Source organism: Mesorhizobium sp. L103C119B0 (assembly GCF_000502235.1).
Taxonomy (GTDB): Bacteria; Pseudomonadota; Alphaproteobacteria; order Rhizobiales; family Rhizobiaceae; genus Mesorhizobium.
In genome coordinates, this window is record NZ_AYXE01000011.1 from 18,106 (window position 1) to 34,901 (window position 16,796).

The window sequence follows — 16,796 nt, forward strand, 5'->3', positions numbered from 1 at the left end:
GACGCCAAATTCCACCCTCCCGGAAAGTATCTGAACGGATGATCCTGTCGCGCACTCTCGGCCTCATGCTGGTGTTCCTGGTGGCAAGCCTGTTGCCGTCGAACGCAGCCGAAGCCGATCTGCGCGCCATCGTCGCCAAATTCGCCACCGGCACCGGCTTTTCCGCCACGGAGGCCGTCGTGCGCGAGCTTGCCGCCACCGGCGATCCGCTGGTCGAGCGCCCGCTTGCAGCGCTCGCCGAAGGCAACCTTTACATCCGTAAAGCCGATTCAGCCGTCTTCGTCGGCAGTGAGGCCGCCGACAGCGTCACGCTGCTCGACCCGCTGAGTGGCGAGAAAGCCGGCGACGCCGCCAAGGCCGACATCACGAAGATCAAGGTCAACAACACGCTGCGCCGTGTCATCCGAGATGCGCTGGGAACGCTGACGTTGCGCGCGAAAGATCCTTCTGTCCGCATCGCCGCCGCCGACACCATGTTCAAGACCCCCGATGCCGCCAATATCGAGCCGCTCGATGCAGCCATCGCCGCCGAGACCGACGCCAAGGTCAAGGCATTGTTGGAACAGGCGCGCGCGGCATCGGTGCTGGTCTCCGACAAGCCGGAGGCCGACAAGCTTGCCGCCATTGCCCTGATCGACGCGCGCGGCGACCGCGACGCGGTCTCGCTGCTCACCCCGGTCGAGGCCAATGCGCAAGGCGCGGTCAAGGATGCCGCGACGGCGGCAATCGCCAGCATCAATTCGAGCCTGGCGCTGTGGGATGCCGGCCAGAACATATGGTACGGCATCTCGCTTGGCTCGGTGCTGCTGCTGGCCGCCATCGGCCTCGCCATCACCTTCGGCGTCATGGGCGTCATCAACATGGCGCATGGCGAGATGGTGATGCTCGGCGCCTACACCACCTTCGTCGTCCAGCAGGTGATCCGAACCTCATTCCCCGGCCTGTTCGACTGGTCGCTGGTGATCGCGCTGCCGCTCGCCTTCCTGGTTGCCGCTTCCGTCGGCCTGATCATCGAGCGCGGCGTCATCCGTTTCCTCTACGGCCGGCCGCTGGAAACGCTGCTCGCAACCTGGGGCGTCTCGCTTGTCCTGCAGCAGGCGGTGCGCTCGATCTTCGGACCGACCAACCAGGAGGTCGGCAACCCCTCCTGGATGTCGGGATCGTTCGATGTCGGCCAACTCGCCGTCACCTGGAACCGCCTCTGGATCCTGGTCTTCGCGCTCACCGTCTTCGGCGTGCTGCTCTTTGTCATGAAGCGCACGCCTTGGGGCCTGCAGATGCGCGCCGTCACCGCCAACCGCCGCATGGCCGCCTCGATGGGCATCAGGACGCCTTGGGTCGATGCGCTGACCTTTGCGCTCGGCTCCGGCATTGCCGGCATCGCCGGCGTCGCGCTCAGCCAGATCGACAATGTCTCGCCCAATCTCGGCCGCGGCTACATCATCGACAGCTTCATGGTCGTGGTCTTCGGCGGCGTCGGCAATCTCTGGGGCACGCTGGTCGGCGCCTTCTCGCTCGGCATCGTCAACAAGGTTCTCGAACCCTATGCTGGCGCGGTGCTCGGCAAGATCGTCGTGCTGGTGCTGATCATCCTGTTCATCCAGAAGCGCCCGCGCGGCCTGTTCGCGCTCAAGGGCAGGGCGGTGGAAACATGATCACGGGACGCTTCTTCGCCGCGGGTGCCGACCGTCGCATCGCCATCACTATTTTCATCCTGCTGACGGCCGCCATTATCGTGCCGCTGCTCAACCTCGCAGTGTCGCCGCAAAGCGCGTTCTATATTCCGTCCTACATCGTCGCGTTGACGGGCAAGTACCTCTGCTATGCATTGCTTGCCTTGGCGCTCGATCTCGTCTGGGGCTATTGCGGCATCCTCTCGCTCGGCCATGGCGCCTTCTTCGCCCTCGGCGGCTATGCGATGGGCATGTACCTCATGCGCCAGATCGGCTCGCGCGGCGTTTACGGCAATCCGATCCTGCCCGATTTCATGGTGTTCCTGAACTACAAGGAATTGCCCTGGTTCTGGACCGGTTTCGACCACTTCTGGTTCGCCGCCATCATGGTGCTGGCGGTGCCCGGCCTGCTCGCCTTCGTCTTCGGCTGGTTCGCCTTCCGCAGCCGCGTCACCGGCGTCTATCTCTCCATCATCACCCAGGCGATGACCTACGCGCTGCTGCTCGCCTTCTTCCGCAACGACATGGGTTTCGGCGGCAACAACGGCTTGACCGATTTCAAGGATATTCTGGGCTTCAACGTGCAGGCCGACGCCACCCGCTCGGCCCTGTTTGCCGCCAGCGCCATCATACTCGCGCTCGCCGTCTTCATCACCTGGGCGATCGTCGGCTCCAAATACGGCAAGCTGCTGATGGCGGTGCGCGACGCCGAGAGCCGCACCCGCTTCCTCGGCTGGCGGGCGGAGAACGTGAAGCTGTTTGCCTTCACCGTCTCGGCTGTCATGGCCGGCATCGCCGGCGCGCTCTATGTGCCGCAGGTCGGTATCATCAATCCCGGCGAATTCGAGCCGTCCAATTCCATCGAAGTCGTGATCTGGGCAGCCGTCGGTGGGCGCGGCACCATTGTCGGCCCGATCGTCGGCGCGCTGCTGGTCAACGCCGGCAAATCCTGGTTCACCGGCCTGCTGCCGGAGTTCTGGCTGTTTGCGCTCGGCGGCCTGTTCGTCGCCGTAACCCTGTTCCTGCCCAAGGGCATCGTCGGCATGTGGGATTCCTGGCGCGGTAACGCTCGGGCGATGCGGGCTGCAGCGATTGCAGAGGAAGCGGGCACAGACCCTGATGCCGCGCCGCCATTGAAGATCGTGCGCAACGCAGCAACAACGCCCGGTGCCTGGTCCGCGTCCGGGCCTGAACCGCAGCCGGCGGAATAGAGCGATGTCGAAGTCCAACACCATCCTCTATCTCGACGGCGTCTCGGTCTCCTTCGACGGTTTCCGCGCCATCAACAATCTGTCGCTGGTGCTCGACAAGGGCGAGATGCGCGCCATCATCGGTCCCAACGGCGCCGGCAAGACGACGATGATGGACATCGTCACCGGCAAGACCCGGCCCGACGAGGGCGAAGTGTTCTTCGACGGCCAGGTCGATCTGACCCGGCACGACGAGGCGGAGATCGCCATGATGGGCATCGGCCGCAAATTCCAGAAGCCGACCGTCTTCGAAAGCCACAGCGTCGAAGACAATCTGATGCTGGCGCTGAAGGGCCCGCGCTCGATCTTTCCGGCGCTGTTCCATCGCCGCTCGGCCGCCGAAGCCAGACAGATCGACGACATCCTCGGCATCATCCGGCTGGGCGACAAGCGCCACGATCTGGCAGCCAATCTCAGCCATGGCCAGAAACAGTGGCTGGAGATCGGCATGCTGCTGGCGCAGGACCCGAAGCTGCTTTTGGTTGACGAGCCGGTCGCAGGGATGACCGATGCCGAGACCGAGGAAACCGCGCGGCTGCTCAAGGACATAGCGCGCGACCATTCGGTCATCGTCGTCGAGCACGACATGCATTTCGTGCGCGAACTCGGCGTCAAGGTCACCTGCCTGCATGAGGGCTCGGTGCTGTCGGAAGGCTCGCTCGATTTCGTCTCGGCCGACGAGCGGGTTGTCGAAGTTTATCTCGGGAGATGAGCATGGTCTGGCGGGTGCAATTCCATCGCTTCGACTTTCCGTTCCTCCGCTTCTGGAGAAGGCGCTGACATGCTCGAAGTTTCCAACGCCACGCTCCATTACGGCGCTGCTCAGGCGCTGCGCGGTGTGTCGCTGACGGCGGGTGCCGGCAAGATCACCTGCGTGCTCGGCCGCAACGGCGTCGGCAAGACCAGTTTGATGAGATCGATCGTCGGCCACCACCGGCTGACGAGCGGAAGCGTTGCCTTCGAGGGGAAGGCGCTCGACCGGAGCGCGGCGTATGATCGCGCCCGGTCGGGCATCGCATTCGTACCGCAGGGCAGGGAGATCTTTCCGCTGCTGACGGTGCGCGAAAATCTGGCGTCCGGCTTTGCGCCCTTGAAGCGCGCCGACCGCAACGTGCCGGCGCATGTCTTCGAACTGTTTCCGGTGCTGAAGCAGATGCTGGGGCGCCGCGGCGGCGATCTCTCAGGCGGCCAGCAGCAGCAGCTCGCCATCGGCCGGGCGCTCGTCATGCGGCCGAAACTGCTGGTGCTCGACGAGCCGACCGAAGGCATCCAGCCCTCGATCATCAAGGACATCGGCCGCGCCATCCGCTATCTGCGCGACCAGGCCGGTATCGCCGTTCTGCTGGTCGAGCAATATCTGGATTTCTGCCGCGAGCTCGCTGACGAGGTCAACATCATGGACCGCGGCCAGATCGTCCACACCGGCCCGGCCGAAGATCTCGACCGGGCGGACGTCAGGAAGTTTCTGACGGTTTAACGCAGGTCGACGGCTGCACGGATCGTACACGTCGAAGATTGGCTGAAATGCCCACAATCACTTCGTCATTCTAGGGCGGAGCCAAGGAGCGGAGCGACGCGCGCAGACCCTAGAATCCATGCCGCGACATCAGCCAAAGAGTGCCGCGATGCAGAACAAGATCGCTTCTGCGGCACATTGGCATTCCACATTCTGCACCGTTAATGACGCTTCTTCGTCCCGGCATGGATCCCTGGGTCTTCGCTCCGCTTCGCGTCGCTACGCCCAAGGATGATGAAGTCGCGAAGGTCCGCACCCGTTGCGTCGGACTTTCGTCCGAGGCCGCCACACTCTGGCACGCCGAATACTGCATGCTAGTCTTTCCTAGGCCTCGGTGAGTCGGCCGCTTCCGTATCAGTCTGGTTCTGTAGCAGATCGAGGGAATATGCTGGCTCAGCCTGCAAGTTCCACGCAAGCAAGCCACCCTAGCTTCCCTCGCAGTTCTGATTGTCGGTCAATGCGTTCAGATAATCTTGCCAGGAGAATAGGGCTATGGAACGGTTCGTCGAGGACCACCAGAAACGACGGCTGACAGAGCGTGTCGACATCATTACCGCCATCAACATTCTGCGCTCGCAAGGCTACCAGCAGGATGAGCTGATCGGCGAAATCACCAAGGTTTTCTACGTCGACCTCGACACTTACAACGAGATCGTCATAGCGGCCTAAAAGCGCGTCGCGCCTGAACGGCCTCATGCGACGCGCTTTGGGGTGTTGTTTTACGTGTGGTGAGGTTCAGGCCGGCTGAATATCAGCCCAACCTACCCGGCGCGCCGGAAGGCGAGCACACGGTTGCGGCCGCCGCGCTTGGCGCCGTAAAGCGCCTTGTCGGCGGCGCTGAGCACCTTGTCGAATTTGGTGCCGCCCTCGCTGCCGAAGGCGTAGCCGGCGCTGACCGTGCAGGAGAGCAGGCGGGTCTCGGTATCGATCCGGCGCATGGCAAAACTGGCCCGGATGCGCTCGGCTATGAATTCCACCTTTTCAGGCAAGGTGCGATCGAGCACCAATGCAAATTCCTCTCCGCCCATGCGCGCGGCGACATCGCCTGGCTGGAGATTGGCGGTCAAATCCTTGGCGAACAGTTTCAGCACCTCATCGCCGGTGGCATGGCCGAACTCGTCATTGATGGCCTTGAAGCCGTCGAGATCGAACACGATCACGGCGGTGAAGGACCGGACCGGTGTTTTGCCGTGAAGGTCGAACAAAGCGCGCCGGTTGAGCAGTCCGGTCAGCGGATCGGTCAGCGCTTCGCGGCGATGATGCTGCGCCAGGCGTCCCTGGTTGAGCGCCAGCGAGAGCGCGCCGATGCCGGTCATGCAGGCGATGACGACGATGAGGCTGAAATCCTCGGCCCAGTTGCTCGGAGCATGGCCAAGCACCAGCCTGCCATCCCAGACAAGTGCACCGGAGCACAGCACGAAGGAAATTCCGGTAGCGGTGTAGAGCCCGGCAATGCCGAGGATAGGGGCAGGGAATTCCGTACGACCCTTCCAGTATTCATAGGCCGTCGCAAACAGGAGCAGCGCGGCAAAGGCATTCTCCAGCATGAAGCCCAGCCCGTCATAGCCAAGCGCCATCGGCGGCAAGGCGACTGCCAGCGAGACGCCGGCGCCGACAGCAATGCGGGGCAGCGGTGACCTCCCTGTCGTGAACTGATGGGCCGCGCCCAGCATGGTCGCGAAGCCGAGCAGCAGGAACGTGAAGCTGGCGAGGCCGAGCAGGCGCCCGGGCGCGTCGATATAGGCCTGGTAGGCGAAGACGTCGGCAACGATCAGAAGCACGCTGACGGCCCATGTCAGCAGGAATTTTTCCGAGCGCGCGGTAAGCCAGATGCCGAACAGCGTCAGGCCGAGGCAAGCGGCGGAAAACCCGACAGCCAACAGAAGGGAACTGTAGTCGAGCGACATGCCCTCGTCCTTGCGCGCGGCGGCCGGCCTATAGAAAGGACCCGCACCGGATTTATGCAGGAAGGAGGTATCGATAAGGTTACGATGCGCATAAGCTATCACGCTTCGGTTCATCGTAGCAATTCTGGGTTGAAACCCTTTTCAAGGGAAAGCGCTGCCCGCTTTCCCGGGAAAACCGTTCCACACTTTTCCTGGAATTGCTCCTAATGCATGTCGCCCAGAAGTGTGCCGCGGTTCTGGGACAACGGCATGCATCAGGACAAAGACTTAAATCGCGACGTATGAATCCGGTTCAGCGCGACGCGCTTTAACCGATCAGCTCACCCGCTTCATCAGCGCCATGGCGCCGAACGGCGCGCGCACCTTGCCCTCGGTGATGAAGTAGACGAACACGTCGCGCGGTTTCACCGGCGCGTCGAAAGTCGGATCGGCGCGCCGCAGATCTGCCGGCTGCTTGCCTTGCGCCCAGGTCTTCACCCGCGCTGCCCATTCGTCCAGGCCCTTCGGCGTATAGCAATCCGGATTGTCGTCGCTGCCGGTCTGCAGCCGCGCATAGATAAAATCGCCGGTGATGTCGGCGATACCAGGATATTTGGCATGATCGGCATAGACGATCGCCGCCTTGTATTTGCGCGCCAGGCTCACAAATTCCGGCACGCTGAAACTGTCGTTGCGCACTTCCAGCGCATGGCGCAGCGCGACGCCATCCTGCTTTTCCGGCAGCAGCTTCAGGAAGGCCTCGAAATCGTCGGCGTCGAACTTTTTCGTCGGCGCGAACTGCCACAGGATCGGGCCCAGCTTGTCGCCCAGCGCGGCAATGCCGGAGCCGAGGAAGCGCGTCATGGACTCGCCGGCTTCGCCAAGCACGCGCCGGTTGGTGACGAAGCGATTGCCCTTCAGCGAATAGACGAAACCGTCCGGCGCCTCGCCAGCCCATTTGACGAAGGTCGGCTCCTTGAAGCTGGAATAGTAGGTGCCGTTGACCTCGATGCTCGGCACCTGGCGGCTGGCGTAACTCAGCTGCTTGGCCTTGGAAAGCTTGTCCGGGTAGAAAGACGTATCCCAGGGTTCGAAAGTCCAGCCGCCCATCCCGGCGCGGATTGTTCCTTGGCTGATCATCGTCTTCCTCCCAGTTCTAAAAATGCGGTCAGGCTATTTTTCCAACCGGTTTGATCATGTCGACCACGGTCCATCCGGGACGGTGGGGATTGGCTCGGCGGCCCGTTTCGTGGAAGCCATAGGCCGTATAGATCTCGATGTTCCCCTCCATGCGCGAATTGGTGTAGAGCCGCACCTCCGGCACACCCCATAGCCGCGCCTGTTCCTGGGCGAAGTCGAGCAGCGCGGTACCGAGTTTCCTCCCCTGAAAAGCGGGGGAGACCGCGACGCTGAAGATCATCGCATGATCGGGGTGGCGCTCAATAACGATCAGCCCGGCGAGTTCCGCGCCGCTCTCCAAGAGCCAGACCTCGCCACGCTCGATGCGTGGCGCATAGTCCTCGGTGACTGGGAGCGGCGGCGCGCCTAACAGGGGCGTGTAGTGCTCATAGGCGGTCTGCGTCAGCGAGACGACTCCGTCGAGATCACCGGCAAGCGCCTGTCGGACTGTCATTCAAAGCTCTCCAGGCGCCCGACCGGTCTGTCAGTTACTCCGCCGCTTCGCGCTTGCCTCCGGGCCGCCGCTCCAAAAGCTCCTTCAGGAACTGGCCGGTGTAGCTGCGCTTTTCGCGCACGATCGCTTCCGGTGTGCCTTGTGCCACCAGTTCGCCACCGCCATCGCCGCCTTCGGGGCCGAGGTCGAGCACCCAGTCGGCGGTCTTGATGACTTCGAGATTGTGCTCGATGACCACCACCGTGTTGCCTTGGTCGACCAGCTCGTGCAGCACTTCCAGCAACTTGGCGACGTCGTGGAAGTGCAGGCCGGTGGTCGGCTCGTCGAGGATGTAGAGCGTCTTGCCGGTCGCCTTGCGCGACAATTCCTTGGCGAGCTTGATGCGCTGCGCCTCGCCGCCCGACAGCGTCGTCGCCTGCTGGCCGATATGGATGTAGCCGAGGCCGACCTGCTTCAGCGTCTCCAGCTTGTCGCGCACCCCGGGCACGGCGGCAAAGAAATCGACGCCTTCCTCGACCGTCATGTCCAGGACGTCGGCGATCGACTTGCCTTTGAACAGGACGTCGAGCGTCTCGCGGTTGTAGCGCTTGCCGTGGCAGACGTCGCACGTGACGTAGACGTCGGGCAGGAAGTGCATCTCGATCTTGATGACGCCGTCGCCCTGGCAGGCCTCGCAGCGGCCGCCCTTCACGTTGAAGGAGAAGCGGCCCGGCTGATAGCCGCGGGCCTTGGCCTCGGGCAACCCGGCAAACCAGTCGCGGATCGGTGTGAAGGCGCCGGTGTAGGTGGCCGGGTTCGAACGCGGTGTGCGGCCGATCGGCGACTGGTCGATGTCGATGACCTTGTCGAGGAATTCGAGGCCCTCGATGCGGTCGTGATCGGCCGGATGCTCGCGCGAGCCCATGATGCGGCGCGACGCCGCCTTGAACAGCGTCTCGATCAGGAAGGTCGATTTGCCGCCGCCAGACACGCCGGTGACGGCGGTAAAAGTGCCGAGCGGGATTTCGGCAGTGACGTTCTTGAGATTGTTGCCGCGCGCGCCGACGATCTTCAGCCGGCGGTTTTTCTTGGCCTCGCGCCTGACACCGGGCGTGGCGACTTCGAGCGCGCCCGACAGATATTTACCGGTGATCGAGTTGGGATTGGCCATCACCTGCTGCGGCGTGCCCTGGGCGATGATCTCGCCGCCATGAATGCCGGCGGCCGGACCCATGTCTACGACATAATCGGCATGCAGGATGGCGTCCTCGTCATGCTCGACGACGATCACCGTGTTGCCGATGTCGCGCAGATGCTTGAGCGTGTCGAGCAGGCGGGCATTGTCGCGCTGGTGCAGGCCGATCGACGGCTCGTCCAGCACATAGAGCACGCCGGTGAGGCCGGAGCCGATCTGCGACGCCAGCCTTATGCGCTGGCTCTCGCCGCCCGACAGCGTGCCGGAATTGCGCGACAGCGTCAGATAGTCGAGGCCGACATCGTTGAGGAAGCGCAGGCGGTCACGGATTTCCTTGAGAACGCGCACCGCGATCTCGTTCTGCTGGTCGTTGAGATGTGGCGGCAGTTCGGTGAACCACTGGTCGGCCTTGCGGATCGACAGCTCTGTGACTTCGCCGATATGCTTGCCGGCGATCTTCACCGCCAGCGCTTCCGGCTTCAGCCGGTATCCCTTGCAGACCGGGCAGGGCGTCGCCGACATGAAGCGCTCGATCTCCTCGCGCATCCAGGCGGATTCGGTTTCCTTCCACCGCCGTTCGAGATTGGGAATGACGCCCTCGAACGTCTTGGTGGTCTTGTAGGAGCGCAGGCCGTCATCATATTGGAAGGTGACCTCGCGCTCGCCGGTGCCGCGCAGGACGGCTTCCTTGGCCTCTTCGGTCAGGTCTTTGAACTTGTCGCCGAGCTTGAAGCCGTATGCCTTGCCCAGCGCTTCCAGCGTCTGCGCATAATAGGGCGAGGTCGATTTCGCCCACGGGCTGACGGCGCCGTCGCGCAGCGAGACGTTTTCGTCCGGCACGATCAGGCTGGCGTCGATGGCGCGCTGATTGCCGAGGCCGTCGCAGGTCGGGCAGGCGCCGAACGGGTTGTTGAACGAGAACAGCCTGGGCTCGATCTCCGGAATGGTGAAGCCGGAAACCGGGCAGGCGAATTTTTCCGAGAACAGGATGCGCTCATGCGTCTCGTTCTTCGATTTGTTGACCGAGTCCTCGCCGGTCTGGCTGGCGTCGAGCGGCCGGTCGGCGAACTCGGCCACCGCCAGCCCTTCGGCGAGCTTCAGCGCCGTTTCGATGGAATCGGCAAGCCGTGTCGCCAGGTCGCCGCGCACAACGATGCGGTCGACGACGACGTCGATGTCGTGCTTGTACTTCTTGTCAAACGCCGGCACATCGGCGATCTCATAGAAGACGCCGTCGACCTTGACGCGCTGAAAGCCCTTCTTCTGCAGCTCCAGTAGTTCCTTGCGATACTCGCCCTTGCGGCCGCGCACGATCGGCGCCAGCAGGAAAAGGCGCGTGCCTTCCTCGACCGCCAGCACCCGGTCGACCATCTGTGAAACCGTCTGGCTCTCGATCGGCAGGCCGGTCGCCGGCGAATAGGGGATGCCGACGCGCGCGAACAGCAAGCGCATGTAGTCGTAGATCTCGGTGACGGTGCCGACCGTCGAACGCGGGTTCTTCGACGTGGTCTTCTGCTCGATCGAGATGGCCGGCGACAGGCCGTCGATCTGGTCGACATCCGGCTTCTGCATCATTTCGAGGAACTGGCGCGCATAAGCCGACAGGCTCTCGACGTAACGGCGCTGGCCCTCGGCATAGATGGTGTCGAAAGCAAGCGACGATTTGCCGGAGCCCGACAGGCCGGTCATGACGATCAGGCTGTCACGCGGCAGGTCGAGATCGACATTCTTTAGGTTGTGTTCGCGTGCCCCGCGAATGGAAAGGTATTTATGGTCGGCCATCGCCGGTCGCCGCCTCAGGTCTGGTGTCAGTGGGATCGGCGGGTTTTCCCGGCCATTCCCTATGTAGGTATTTTTGCCGCCACGTCGAGAGACGCCACACTTCTCGACCAAAGCCGTTTAACCGTCTTTCGCGCGAACGGGCAAGCGGAAAGAACAAAGACCGAACACGCTCCTGACAAAGCTGTGCAGAAACTGACAAGGGTGTTTCAGAAACTGACCCTGACGTAAGCTCCCGGCGATCACATTTTCCGTAACCGGCTATTCAAGGTTGACGCCGTCGAATCAGGGGCGCACTCTGCCGGAGTCAACGGAGCCGGCCGTCTGTGATGGCCTCGCCGCCCATAGCGGCCTGCGAGACGCCGCAGGTTTTTGCGATTTGTGCTTCGGATTGACACCAGTCGCAACGGACATAGGAGCGGAGCATGACGCCACCGGATAGTCCCTTGAGGCTCCACCTGCTAGTGGAGCCGCGGCGGGCATAAGTGCCAGGTAGTTTCAAGGCATTGGAGTGTATGCGTCCAAACGAACGCATCGCGTCAGTCCAACAAACCACCAGACAAACCGTGACCTGCCGAATCCCACAAAAATCAGAGACGGCTAGTCGGATCGTCGGCTGAATGCCGCGAAGCATCCGAAATCAAAGTCGGTATAACACTACCGGCAGTTTGGATTTGAAATCCAAAAAAAGCCCCGACCGTTTGCGGAAGCAACGGCGGGGCTGTTCGTTTGCGAGGAAGTCGTCGGCGCAGGCTTTCTCTCCCGTATAGTAGCTGGGAGAAGGGGCTACCGGCGCGGCGGCTTGATCCCACCCGTGCCGACATCGACAGTGATGCTGCCGGAAATTCTGACATCGGTGTCGCCGATCTTGAACGTGCCGTTCTCGCCGGCAGGCAGCGCGTCGTCCGGCTCCGGCTGCGGCGCGGGCTTGGCGATGCGGTAGTCGCCGGTCACGCCGGGCAGGGCGCCTTTCCGCGACGTGCTGGTGCTGCCCCCGGCAAAGGCCATGCTCGATGTCGCCGCCGTGATGGCAAAGGCTATGGTCAGTCTGTTCAGGTGGTAGCGCATGGCAAGACTATAGTGCCGCGCTCAAGGCGAGGCCAGACCAGCGGCGTTGAAATTGAGGGAACACCGGCCTGCATTCAATCCGCCGATCAGGCCGCTGCCTGCTTGCGGGTGTCGAAGACGTGGTCGACGAGGCCCCAGTCCTTGGCCTCCTTCGCGGTCATGAAGAAATCGCGGTCGAGCGTGCGTTCGACCTCTTCGTGGGTGCGGCCGCAATGGTGAGCGTAGAGGTCGGCCATGTGCCGCTTGGTGCGCAAAATGCCTTCGGCGTGACGCTGGATGTCGGAGGCCTGGCCCTGGAAGCCGCCCAAAGGCTGATGCAGCACGATGCTGGCATTGGGCAGCGCGATGCGCCGCCCCGGCGTTCCCGCCATCAGCAGGAAGGAGGCCATCGACGCGGCAAAGCCCATGCACACCGTCGACACCGGGCAGCTGACATATTGCATCGTGTCGTAGATGGCGAAACCGCTGGTCACCACGCCGCCCGGCGAGTTGATGTAGAGCGAGATCTCCTTGTCGGGATTGTCCGATTCCAGCGACAGGAGCTGGGCGCAGACCAGCGCCGACATGCCGTCATTGATCTCGCCATTGACGAAGATGATGCGCTCGCGCAGCAGCCGCGAGAAAATGTCGAAGGCGCGTTCGCCGCGGCTCGATTGCTCGATCACCATCGGCACCAGATTGGCAAAGCCGCTCATCTCATTGTCTCCGTTTTGATTTTTCCGGTTCAGGCGGCGCGCAGCAACAGGCGTGGCGCGTTGGCGGCGACAGGCCGCTTGGGCTTGTATGCGCGCAGCCAGAGCCGGCAGCCGGCGCCGGCCATCGCGACCGCAGGCGTCAGGACAAACCCGTCGTGGACGATGCGCAGATGCGTGCCGCCGGAAACGGTGCGGGCGAGTGTGAAGGTGACGATGCTCCCCAGCTCCTCGCGGTCGGCGTCGCCGGAACGCTCGCGCCAGGAATAGCGCAGCAGGCGCCCCGGTTCGGCATCGAGCACTTCGCACTCGATCGGCTTCTCAGGCCCGGCAAAGGCAAAGCGGCTGCCGGTTTCCGGATTGATGTCGTTCGGCATCATCCATTCCGCCAAGAGGTCCGGCACGGTCAGTGCCCGCCACACTTTTTCCGGTGCGTCCGGCAGATCGCATTCGAAGGCGAGGGCATCTTTGGCGGTCTGCGTCTGCTTTTCGTCGGTCATTGGTCCATGTCCTTCAAAACGACCTTCAGTCTTTCGATGCGCTCCGGCCAGAATGCGCGGTAGCGTTCGATCCAGCCGAGCAGCGGCTCGAGCCCTTGCGGATCGGCGCGATAGTAGGCGTTGCGGCCGGCGCGTCTTTCGCTGACTAGGCCTGCGCCGCGCAGCACGGCAAGGTGCTGCGACACCGCCGGCTGCGACACGCTCATGCCGGTGCGCAACTCCGACACGCTCATCTCGCCGGAAGTCAGCCGCTCGTAGACGGCGCGTCGCGTCGGGTCGGCCAGGGCGCGAAAAATCTCTGCTTCGATCATGGCAAAAGCATAAGTCGATACTTATCGATTTGGCAAGGGGTGTTTTGAATGCCGCGTATTGATTGGATCCTGCCGGGCCTCTAAGCCGTGGGGAACAAGATGGGCCGATCATCGCGAGGCAGGAGTAGTATTTATGAATTCCAACGTCGATCTTTCGTCCGCCGAGAACCTCAACGAGGCTCTGAGGCTCTATCGCCGCCTCGTACTCGGTATAGGAGCGATCGCCGTCATCGGTTTCGTGGCCGTGATCTTGTTGGCCAAGCTGGGTACGGCGCTATCGCCGCCATACGGGATTTACATCTTCGGCGAAGGATTGGGGACCTGGGGCCTAATCGCGGTGGTAGCGGCGCTCGTCGCTCAGGTGTGGTGGCACGGGCGCGCGATCGGGAAATTGCTGAATGACCCGGCTCTGAAATCTGAACCTGCAGTCGGGCTGATGTCGGCGCCAACCGTGATCGCGCAGCGCGCCCATGGCATGGGCATGGAGTGGAGCGGCTTTTTCGGTCCGTTGCGACCAGCTAAAAAACGGCGCTGACGACACCGCTTCTCGCCCCTGCGTGTCAGCTAAATCCACGCGCCCGCGTCCGCGATTGCTGCCATTCCTTGACAATCCGTGGTTAACAGTATAGGAACGAAAAGGGAACAAAAACCTTGTGGGAAAAGCCAGCCGCGGCAAGCCAGGATTGTGCGCGGCCTGTAAGGTGAACGACTTGAAATTTGTTTCGGATGAGCACGGAGAAGTGTCATGGCGGGTAGCGTCAACAAGGTCATTCTGGTCGGTAACCTCGGCGCGGACCCTGAAATCCGCCGCCTGAATTCCGGTGATCCGGTCGTCAACATCCGCATCGCCACGTCGGAAAGCTGGCGCGACAAGAACTCCGGCGAGCGCAAGGAAAAGACCGAATGGCACAACGTGGTCATTTTCAATGACCAGATCGCCAAGGTCGCCGAGCAGTACCTGAAGAAGGGCATGAAGGTTTACGTCGAAGGCCAGCTGCAGACACGCAAATGGCAAGACCAGACCGGCGCCGACAAGTACACGACCGAAGTCGTGCTGCAGAAATTCCGCGGCGAGCTGCAGATGCTCGATTCTCGCGGCGAGGGCGGCGGTCAGGTCGGCAACTATGCCGGCGGCGGCGGCGCGAGCCGTGGCTCGGATTTCGGCCAGTCTGGCCCCAATGAGAGCTTCAACCGCGGCGGCAATAGCGGTGGCGGCGGTTCCAAGGGCGGCGGTGGCGGCGGCTCGTCGCGCGAACTGGACGACGAAATCCCGTTCTGAGCTGACGATAGTCAGCGATATCTGAGGAGAGGGTGCGATGTCGCTCGGACCGCTTCTATCGGCGCGCCCTCCCATTCCATGGCACGCCTTCGCGGCCCTTGCCGCGCTGGCCGTTGGCGCTACGCAACTGGCGCTGCCGAAAGGCACGACGCGTCATCGTGTCGTCGGCTATGCCTGGGCGGCGCTGATGATGGTCGTCGCCATCTCCAGTTTCTGGATCCAGCAGATACGCCTCGTCGGTCCGTTCAGCCCGATCCATCTCTTGTCGATTTTAGTGTTGATCGCCGTGCCGCTTGCGGTCTGGCACGCGCATATGCATCGGGTCGCCAAACATCGCACGGTCATGATATCGCTGTATGTTTTCGCCCTGATCGGCGCCGGCGTGTTCACGCTGCTGCCGGGGCGGATCATGCACACGGTCGTCTTCGGCCAGTGACGCTTTCTGAAAGGAAGATTGCCGTGAAAGCACGGATCAAATGGGTCGAGGAGCGCACCTTCGTCGGCGAGTCCGGCAGCGGCCACAAACTGGTGCTGGGGACCGCCCCCGGGCCGGAAGGCAAGACGCCAGGTCCGAGCCCGATGGAACTGGTGCTGATCGGCACCGGCGGCTGCTCGGCCTATGATGTCGTCCACATCCTCGAAAAAGGCCGCGAGGCGATCGAGGACTGTGTTGTCGAACTCGACGCCGACCGGGCCGAAACCGACCCGAAAGTCTTCACCCGCATCCACATGCATTTCATCGTCACGGGCCACGCGCTGTCGCGCGACAAGGTCCAGCGCGCCATCAACCTATCGATCGAGAAATACTGCTCGGCCTCGGCCATGCTGGCCAAGACGGCTGTCATCACCCACGATTTCAAGGTCGTCGATACGGCGGTGGAGTAGGGCTGCCGTTTACCCCGCCATCAGCGCCTTGATGCCATCCGCGACGAACTGAACCGCAAGCGCGGCCAGGATGACGCCGAGCAGGCGGGTCAGGATCGAGCGGCCGGTCTGGCCGAGGATGCGGTCGATGCGCTCCGACAGCACGAACACCAGATAGGTGATGGCAAGACAGACGAAGATGATGCCGACCAGCGCCGCTTGTGCGGCAAAACCCTGGAAAGAGCCCGACAGTAGCACGGTCGCCGAAATCGCACCGGGGCCGGCGATCAGCGGGATCGCCAGCGGGAAGGCCGCGATATTGTGGATCATGTCCTTGGTGATGGCGACGTCGCCGATCTTCTCCTTGCGGTCCTGGCGGCGCTCAAACACCATTTCGAACGCGATGAAGAACAGCAAAAACCCGCCGGCGACGCGGAAAGCCGGCAGCGTGATGCCGAACACCGACAGGATGGACGCCCCGGCCACCGCAAACAGCGCCATCACCAGGAAGCCGATGATCGAGGCGCGCACCGAAACCTGCTGACGTTCCTCGCGGTTCATGCCGCGTGTCACCGCGAGGAAGAGCGGCGCGAGACCTGGCGGGTCGATGGTCACCAGAATGGTGACGAAGGCGTTGAACAGGCTGTCGAAACTCGGCATCGCTGACCCCTCCCGCCGGGCCGGACCCCTGCGCCACGATAGTGGTAGAGCAAAGCCTGGCCGGTGGGAACCGTCTGAGATGCCGCTACCGGAGACGCCGGCTATGTTAGGCGGCAGCGTTGCAATAGGCCTCCAGACGATAGCCGTCGGGATCGACGACGAAGGCAGCGTAATAGTTCTCGCCATAGTCGGCGCGCAGCCCCGGCGCGCCATTGTCGCTGCCGCCTGCACGCAAGGCGGCGGCATGGAAGGCGACGACACTCTGCCTCGTCGGCGCGGCAAAGCAGAAATGCAGACCGGACTTCTCGTCCGATGGCACTGGCCGCTCCGCGTCGTTCACCCACAGCGCGACGGCTTGCGCACCATAACCCAGTGAGCCTGGCGACTGGCCGAGGCAGGAATAACCGAGCGGCTTTAGCGCGGCATCGTAGAAGGGCTTCGAAACGTTGGTGTCGCGGACGCCGATCGAGACATGGTCAAGCATGTTTTTTCACCTTTTTGCAATATGTTG

At 62.8% G+C, this 16,796-nt stretch carries 19 protein-coding genes; 9 read left to right on the forward strand and 10 right to left on the reverse strand.

All coding sequences use genetic code 11. The features are described from left to right. Positions 1 to 38 precede the first annotated feature (38 nt). The 5 genes from urtB (at position 39) to X728_RS1000000169150 (ending at position 5,108) form a co-directional block, all read left to right on the forward strand. Positions 39 to 1,655: an urea ABC transporter permease subunit UrtB gene (urtB, locus tag X728_RS148040; RefSeq protein ID WP_023832057.1), complete on the forward strand. Its 1,617-nt coding sequence runs from the start codon at positions 39 to 41 to the stop codon at positions 1,653 to 1,655. Further along, on the forward strand, positions 1,652 to 2,884 hold the full coding sequence (urtC, locus tag X728_RS148035) for an urea ABC transporter permease subunit UrtC (RefSeq protein ID WP_023832058.1): 1,233 nt from the start codon (positions 1,652 to 1,654) through the stop codon (positions 2,882 to 2,884). The genes urtB and urtC overlap by 4 nt, the downstream gene beginning before the upstream one ends. A 4-nt stretch (positions 2,885 to 2,888) precedes the next feature. Next, positions 2,889 to 3,635, forward strand: a complete 747-nt coding sequence (gene urtD, locus X728_RS148030) for an urea ABC transporter ATP-binding protein UrtD (RefSeq protein ID WP_023696501.1) — start codon at positions 2,889 to 2,891, stop codon at positions 3,633 to 3,635. A gap of 69 nt (positions 3,636 to 3,704) precedes the next feature. Then, entirely contained in the window at positions 3,705 to 4,400 is a 696-nt protein-coding gene (gene urtE / locus X728_RS148025; protein ID WP_023832059.1) for an urea ABC transporter ATP-binding subunit UrtE, read from the forward strand. Between the two features lie 531 nt (positions 4,401 to 4,931). After that, positions 4,932 to 5,108 (forward strand): hypothetical protein, encoded by a 177-nt coding sequence (locus X728_RS1000000169150; protein ID WP_023670936.1) that lies wholly within the window; start codon positions 4,932 to 4,934, stop codon positions 5,106 to 5,108. A 92-nt stretch (positions 5,109 to 5,200) separates the two neighbouring features. On the opposite strand, the gene X728_RS148020 is transcribed toward X728_RS1000000169150, so the two are convergent. The 8 genes from X728_RS148020 to X728_RS147985 form a co-directional block, all read right to left on the reverse strand. Beyond that, positions 5,201 to 6,346 (reverse strand): GGDEF domain-containing protein, encoded by a 1,146-nt coding sequence (locus X728_RS148020; RefSeq protein ID WP_023742497.1) that lies wholly within the window; start codon positions 6,344 to 6,346, stop codon positions 5,201 to 5,203. A gap of 315 nt (positions 6,347 to 6,661) precedes the next feature. Then, on the reverse strand, positions 6,662 to 7,465 hold the full coding sequence (locus X728_RS148015; RefSeq protein ID WP_023832060.1) for a DUF72 domain-containing protein: 804 nt from the start codon (positions 7,463 to 7,465) through the stop codon (positions 6,662 to 6,664). A 28-nt stretch (positions 7,466 to 7,493) separates the two neighbouring features. Further along, complete coding sequence (locus X728_RS148010) at positions 7,494 to 7,958, reverse strand: N-acetyltransferase (RefSeq protein WP_023832061.1); 465 nt, start codon at positions 7,956 to 7,958, stop codon at positions 7,494 to 7,496. Between the two features lie 34 nt (positions 7,959 to 7,992). Further along, a complete protein-coding gene (gene uvrA / locus X728_RS148005) occupies positions 7,993 to 10,914 on the reverse strand; it encodes an excinuclease ABC subunit UvrA (RefSeq protein WP_023832062.1) in 2,922 nt (973 codons plus the stop codon). A 783-nt stretch (positions 10,915 to 11,697) separates the two neighbouring features. After that, positions 11,698 to 11,919 (reverse strand): hypothetical protein, encoded by a 222-nt coding sequence (locus X728_RS148000; RefSeq protein ID WP_032891865.1) that lies wholly within the window; start codon positions 11,917 to 11,919, stop codon positions 11,698 to 11,700. A gap of 146 nt (positions 11,920 to 12,065) precedes the next feature. Then, the gene (locus tag X728_RS147995; RefSeq protein WP_023684630.1) at positions 12,066 to 12,674 is read right to left on the reverse strand and encodes an ATP-dependent Clp protease proteolytic subunit; all 609 of its coding nucleotides are present in this window, start codon (positions 12,672 to 12,674) and stop codon (positions 12,066 to 12,068) included. A 29-nt stretch (positions 12,675 to 12,703) separates the two neighbouring features. Continuing rightward, on the reverse strand, positions 12,704 to 13,171 hold the full coding sequence (locus tag X728_RS147990) for an SRPBCC domain-containing protein (RefSeq protein WP_023819863.1): 468 nt from the start codon (positions 13,169 to 13,171) through the stop codon (positions 12,704 to 12,706). Then, a complete protein-coding gene (locus X728_RS147985) occupies positions 13,168 to 13,482 on the reverse strand; it encodes a metalloregulator ArsR/SmtB family transcription factor (protein ID WP_023706188.1) in 315 nt (104 codons plus the stop codon). Before X728_RS147985 ends, X728_RS147990 begins: the two co-directional genes overlap by 4 nt. A gap of 133 nt (positions 13,483 to 13,615) precedes the next feature. On the opposite strand from X728_RS147985, the gene X728_RS147980 reads away from it, so the two are divergent. From X728_RS147980 to X728_RS147965, 4 genes are all read left to right on the forward strand, one after another. Continuing rightward, entirely contained in the window at positions 13,616 to 14,017 is a 402-nt protein-coding gene (locus X728_RS147980; RefSeq protein WP_023730163.1) for a hypothetical protein, read from the forward strand. A 210-nt stretch (positions 14,018 to 14,227) separates the two neighbouring features. After that, the gene (gene ssb, locus X728_RS147975) at positions 14,228 to 14,761 is read left to right on the forward strand and encodes a single-stranded DNA-binding protein (RefSeq protein WP_023670946.1); all 534 of its coding nucleotides are present in this window, start codon (positions 14,228 to 14,230) and stop codon (positions 14,759 to 14,761) included. Between the two features lie 37 nt (positions 14,762 to 14,798). Beyond that, on the forward strand, positions 14,799 to 15,197 hold the full coding sequence (locus tag X728_RS147970) for a DUF2306 domain-containing protein (protein WP_023832064.1): 399 nt from the start codon (positions 14,799 to 14,801) through the stop codon (positions 15,195 to 15,197). 23 nt (positions 15,198 to 15,220) lie between these two features. Further along, entirely contained in the window at positions 15,221 to 15,646 is a 426-nt protein-coding gene (locus X728_RS147965) for an OsmC family protein (protein WP_023832065.1), read from the forward strand. Positions 15,647 to 15,655: 9 nt separating this feature from the next. Here the strand turns inward: X728_RS147965 and X728_RS147960 are convergent, their stop codons facing one another. After that, complete coding sequence (locus X728_RS147960) at positions 15,656 to 16,285, reverse strand: MarC family protein (RefSeq protein ID WP_023670949.1); 630 nt, start codon at positions 16,283 to 16,285, stop codon at positions 15,656 to 15,658. Positions 16,286 to 16,391: 106 nt separating this feature from the next. Continuing rightward, positions 16,392 to 16,769 carry a VOC family protein gene (locus X728_RS147955; protein WP_023832066.1) on the reverse strand — a complete coding sequence of 126 codons (378 nt, stop codon included), beginning with the start codon at positions 16,767 to 16,769 and terminating at the stop codon, positions 16,392 to 16,394. Positions 16,770 to 16,796: the final 27 nt, after the last annotated feature.

Excerpts from the sequence above, each read along its gene's own strand:
- X728_RS147980 (WP_023730163.1), top strand. The coding sequence starts at position 13,616 with ATGAATTCCAACGTCGATCTTTCGTCCGCCGAGAACCTCAACGAGGCT.
- X728_RS147990 (WP_023819863.1), bottom strand. The coding sequence starts at position 13,171 with ATGACCGACGAAAAGCAGACGCAGACCGCCAAAGATGCCCTCGCCTTC.
- X728_RS147985 (WP_023706188.1), bottom strand. The coding sequence starts at position 13,482 with ATGATCGAAGCAGAGATTTTTCGCGCCCTGGCCGACCCGACGCGACGC.
- X728_RS148015 (WP_023832060.1), bottom strand. The coding sequence starts at position 7,465 with ATGATCAGCCAAGGAACAATCCGCGCCGGGATGGGCGGCTGGACTTTC.
- X728_RS148000 (WP_032891865.1), bottom strand. The coding sequence starts at position 11,919 with ATGGCCTTTGCCGGGGGCAGCACCAGCACGTCGCGGAAAGGCGCCCTG.
- urtC (WP_023832058.1), top strand. The coding sequence starts at position 1,652 with ATGATCACGGGACGCTTCTTCGCCGCGGGTGCCGACCGTCGCATCGCC.
- X728_RS147995 (WP_023684630.1), bottom strand. The coding sequence starts at position 12,674 with ATGAGCGGCTTTGCCAATCTGGTGCCGATGGTGATCGAGCAATCGAGC.
- X728_RS147970 (WP_023832064.1), top strand. The coding sequence starts at position 14,799 with ATGTCGCTCGGACCGCTTCTATCGGCGCGCCCTCCCATTCCATGGCAC.
- urtE (WP_023832059.1), top strand. The coding sequence starts at position 3,705 with ATGCTCGAAGTTTCCAACGCCACGCTCCATTACGGCGCTGCTCAGGCG.
- urtB (WP_023832057.1), top strand. The coding sequence starts at position 39 with ATGATCCTGTCGCGCACTCTCGGCCTCATGCTGGTGTTCCTGGTGGCA.
- uvrA (WP_023832062.1), bottom strand. The coding sequence starts at position 10,914 with ATGGCCGACCATAAATACCTTTCCATTCGCGGGGCACGCGAACACAAC.
- ssb (WP_023670946.1), top strand. The coding sequence starts at position 14,228 with ATGGCGGGTAGCGTCAACAAGGTCATTCTGGTCGGTAACCTCGGCGCG.
- X728_RS147955 (WP_023832066.1), bottom strand. The coding sequence starts at position 16,769 with ATGCTTGACCATGTCTCGATCGGCGTCCGCGACACCAACGTTTCGAAG.
- X728_RS148010 (WP_023832061.1), bottom strand. The coding sequence starts at position 7,958 with ATGACAGTCCGACAGGCGCTTGCCGGTGATCTCGACGGAGTCGTCTCG.
- X728_RS1000000169150 (WP_023670936.1), top strand. The coding sequence starts at position 4,932 with ATGGAACGGTTCGTCGAGGACCACCAGAAACGACGGCTGACAGAGCGT.
- X728_RS148020 (WP_023742497.1), bottom strand. The coding sequence starts at position 6,346 with ATGTCGCTCGACTACAGTTCCCTTCTGTTGGCTGTCGGGTTTTCCGCC.
- X728_RS147960 (WP_023670949.1), bottom strand. The coding sequence starts at position 16,285 with ATGCCGAGTTTCGACAGCCTGTTCAACGCCTTCGTCACCATTCTGGTG.
- urtD (WP_023696501.1), top strand. The coding sequence starts at position 2,889 with ATGTCGAAGTCCAACACCATCCTCTATCTCGACGGCGTCTCGGTCTCC.